The following is a 682-nucleotide window of genomic DNA, read 5'->3' as shown; positions in this document are numbered from 1 at the left end:
GATATATAGACATAGGTTTATGAAAAAACTCATCAGCATCAAAAGGATTTGGACCGCCAAAGGTTACGGTAAATTTTTTATGGAGTAAGCATTTCTTAGTTTATTAATAAAGGACACGGGATCTTTTACTGCATCAACCTCAACATAAGTCATCGATCTTCGCACAATAACAGTTGATGCTAATAATTGCTCGACTTTCTTTGCAATACTTGATTCTCTCGGAGCTAAGTGATAATTCCGTTTTATACCTAACAATCCAATAACTGAATCAAAATAAATCATTGTATAAGGACTTGTTTCAGACATTGATTCAACAAAATCTTTTTTTTCACTATCAAAATGCGGTAAAGCTGTAAGTGTCTTTCTTCCAATGGCAAAGCTACCATACCTATCGTCTAGTGAGCTTATATTGCCAATATGCCACGAATAGCCTTCTTTTGTATCAATATCAGGTTTTTCTTTAATAGCTTGAATTAATATTTCTTCTGGTTTTATATTTTCAAATTCTAGCGGTAATTGTTTCCCTTTGACGAATTTAACCCTAAACAAAAAAACATACGAATTTTTCACCTTTTACGCCCTTTTTTTGGTCAAACCATCTGCCTAGTTTTTCTGTGTTCCCCTTATGGGAAAAAATTTGAAGAGTATGCTATTGATAATTTTAAGAGTAGATTTCATTTAT

1 protein-coding gene is annotated in these 682 nt (G+C 32.4%); it reads right to left on the bottom strand.

The features are described 5' to 3' along the window. Positions 1–63: 63 nt before the first annotated feature. Entirely contained in the window at positions 64–570 is a 507-nt protein-coding gene (locus ACYVRH_RS13955) for a hypothetical protein (protein ID WP_461257487.1), read from the bottom strand. Positions 571–682 lie beyond the last annotated feature (112 nt).

The organism is Treponema sp. R80B11-R83G3 (genome assembly GCF_054786115.1).
The sequence above is the reverse complement of the archived record's forward strand: the minus strand, read 5'-3'. Positions and strand labels throughout refer to the sequence as shown.